General features: G+C 38.1%; 1 protein-coding gene. It reads right to left on the bottom strand.

Annotated elements, in window-relative coordinates; genetic code table 11:
• Positions 1-289: 289 nt before the first annotated feature.
• Positions 290-3,611, bottom strand: a 3,322-nt coding sequence (locus tag H1P_RS31790) for a WD40 domain-containing protein (protein ID WP_144875252.1), incomplete at its 5' end; no start/stop codon positions are given.

Raw genomic sequence — 3,611 nt, 5'->3', positions numbered from 1 at the left:
GCATATTCTGACTCAAAATCTGACCAAGGAATTAACTCTGCCATAATTACCCATCGGTTTTCTGATGACAACTTACTTTCAAAGGGTAATTCAAAATTTTCTGGGGTAAGCTCCGACTGGCTAGTTTTACGGTACATTTGTTCTTGCTGAGATAAGTGCAAGGGTCTTTTACCAATTTTAGGGGTTTTTCGCCATTTTTACTTAACTTTTTGCTGCGCCCAAAATCCTTGTAACCTTTATTTGCTCAAGGTTGTCAAGTTATTCAGCAAACCCTAATTAATGATAAACTTTAGTTGCACAGATTTCTTTCTTCTGGAGAGACATTCATATTGGTTTGTAAGTAATCTTGAATCCAACGACAACCATAATCAAATTCATCAAGTTTTAAAATACGTTCTAAGTCCCATAGTTTGACTGTTTTATCTTCAGCAGCAGAGGCTATTTGTTTACCGTCAGGACTAAAATCAACATTCCATACCCGACCACTATGACCTCTTAAAGTAGTTAATAACTTTCCTTCTTTTGTCCAAATTTTAATGGTTTCATCCGCAGCAGCAGAAGCTATTTTACTACCATCAGGACTAAATTCTACATCTAAAATAATTGCTTGATGACCTTCTAAAGTATTAATCAGTTCACCTTGGAGATTCCATAGTTTAACAGTTTGTTCTTTGCCTCCTGTGGCAATCAGCTGTTTATCGGGACTAATAGAAACCGTTCTTAATCCAGTTTTATCAGCAAAAATTGAGCGAATTAACTCTCCATTAGCTTTCCACAGTTTAAGATAACGGTCATGACTAATAGAAGCAATTAATTCACCATCTTTACTGAGATCGACATCATAAATTATTGCTTGATGAGCGAGAATATTTTTGGTCTGAATTGCAATAATTTGGTTTTTTTTGTTTTCTAGTTGCCAAAATCTGATGGTGCGATCAAAGCTAGCAGAAATAAATGATTTACCATCAGGAGTAAATTCCACATCAGTAACAGGTGCTTCATGTCCTCTGGCGATCGCTAGTGCTGTACCATCAGTACGCCAGATACGAATAGTACGATCTAAACTACCAGAAGCAACTAATTCACCATCGTTGCTAAAAGCTACTTCATAAGCCTCACCAGAATATCCTGTAAAATTAGCTTTCAATGTGCCGTCAGGATGCCATAATTTCACAGTGCGGTCATCTGATGCTGAAGCGATTAATTTACTTTGGGGATGAAAAACAACGCTCAAGATACTTGCAGCGTGTCCATAAAAAGTTTTAACTAAAGGATCTTGAATTTGCCATAGTTTAACTACATTATCCCATCCCGCAGTGGCAAGAGTAGAACCATCGCCAGACCAAGCTAACCGCCAAACTCTTGCTTGGTGTCCTTTGAGATTAGAGTGCAAAGTACCATCCTGGTGCCATAGCTTAATAGTACTGTCCCAACTGCTAGTAGCAATGATGTTACCATCTGGAGAAAACTGCACATCTGTTACTGAGGCATTATATCCTGAGAGGGTCTTCAGAAATTTGCCTTCACTTGTCCAGATTTTGGCAACATGATCATCACCACCAGTTACTATTCTGTTGTTTTGGGGATTAAAATCAATGCCTCTGATGGGTGCTTGATGTGCCTTAAACCTGCGTAATAATTTACCAGAGATGCTCCATAATATAAGAGTACCATCACGATCGCCTGTGGCGATTAATTTGCCATCACGACTAAAAGCTACTGTTAATACTTCTTGGGGATGGTCGAATAGAACATTGAGCAATTCTCCCTGACTATTCCATAATCTGACTGTCCGATCTTCGGATGCGCTAGCAATTAGATCTTTTTGAGGATGAAAAGCAATGCTGTGAATACCCCCTCGATGTCCTGTCAAGGTTTTTTGTAACACACCCTGACGATTCCACAGTTGAACCAAATTATCCTCTCCCACAGAAGCAATCAATTGACCATTGGGACTAAAAGCCACATCAAATACACTATCTTGATGATTACGTAGGGTAGCTACTAACTTACCATTTCTTTGCCAGATTTTAACGGTAGTATCAGAACTCGCAGAAGCAATTAACTCACCATCGGGACTAAAACTAACACCGTTAACAATATCTTGATGTCCTGAAAAAGTATTTTTTTCGACAGCGTTGTATACTGCTTGTTTGAGGGCAAAATTGCTTTCTAAACGGGTAGCTTCTTCTAACTCAGCAAAATTTCTCGTTTCTTGATTCCCTACGATCGCCTGTACCAAGGATTCAAAACGGCGATCCGAATCAAATAAACTTTCAGCAGAAATAGTATTTGCTTTAATTTCTTGGGTTTTAGCCGTAATTGCGTTGCTTTTGGCTTGACGATAGTTGTAATGAGCCACTATTCCTAAAGCTGCGGTGAAGATAAAAGCAATACCTCCTGTTGCGAGTAAAAATCTTTGTAACTTAGCTAGTTTTTGTTCTTGTACGAGGCGAGTTTCTACTTCCTGTAGTCTTTGAAATTCTAAATCACGGCGTATTTCTGTTTGCTCTTGTTCTTTAGAAGTGGTGAGAAATTGATATTCTTGTTGGGAAATACTATGAGTTTTTGCCCATGCTTGAGCCTCTTGTAAAGCTTGCCCCCTCAATAAACGAGATTCATCTTGGCAATTGGAAGCCAGCCAATATTTTACTTCTTTGCCAAAAGGACGTAATCGATCTTGCTGCTGTGCGATCCATTCTCGGTCAAAGATTTTTTGATAAATTAGATTGCGAAGAATTAATTTACTATTTTTTTTGACAACCAGATTAGATAAAAGAAGATAGGTTTGTTCTGGACTATTATCGGCGGGAATCAAACCATTTGTCAGTATTTGTTCTGCCAAACTCAAAAGACGACTAGCTAAGGCTTCATTCTGGAAAATGCGATCGCGGATTGTTCTCAAGTGTTCAGGCTCATCTTGTGCTTCCCAGTTATTAATTATTTTCTCAGTTACTAAATCTTTGACCCATGCAGTTTCTTCTCCTGGTAAGCAACAATTGTCAGCTTCTTGACAATGTTCTACAGTTAATTTACAGAGTTTTTGGGTTAAGAAAGGTTGTCCTCCAGTCCATTTTAAAATTTCTTGTAATACGATCTCTGGGTTTTTAAATCCATCCCCTAAACCCGATACTAATGGTGTTGCTTCTTCTTGAGTAAATCCTGTTAGCTCGATTGCTGTACCAATATTAAATGGTGTTCTTGTATGATCTTCTATTAAATTGCTAGGAGTAGCTACCCCAAATAAGGCAAAGCTGAGACGATTATAATCTGGGTTTTCAGCACGAGCATTATAACAATAGCGAATTAAGGCGAAAAAGTCATCTGTAGAGAAATCTAAACTCAGAACACTATCTATTTCATCAATCAAGATAAAAATCTTGTCTGTTTCTAGACTAGTTAATATAACATCACTAATAAAGCGGTTTAATTGTTGTACTGAAGATAATTCTTTGTGTTCTTCCCACCAGGATTTCAGCTTGATTTTTGTGGTTAATTGAAACCCGCGCCACAGTTCCGAAGCAATTCCTTTATACCATTGCAAAGGAGAGATAGTTTGACTACCAATATTGGTCATGTCAAGAGAAACGCAAGCATACCCTTGTTGTTCG

It is taken from the genome of Hyella patelloides LEGE 07179 (genome assembly GCF_900659865.1).
Taxonomy (GTDB): domain Bacteria; phylum Cyanobacteriota; class Cyanobacteriia; order Cyanobacteriales; family Xenococcaceae; genus Hyella; species Hyella patelloides.
Note: the sequence above shows the minus strand (reverse complement) of the source record. Positions and strands in the feature narration are given on the sequence as shown.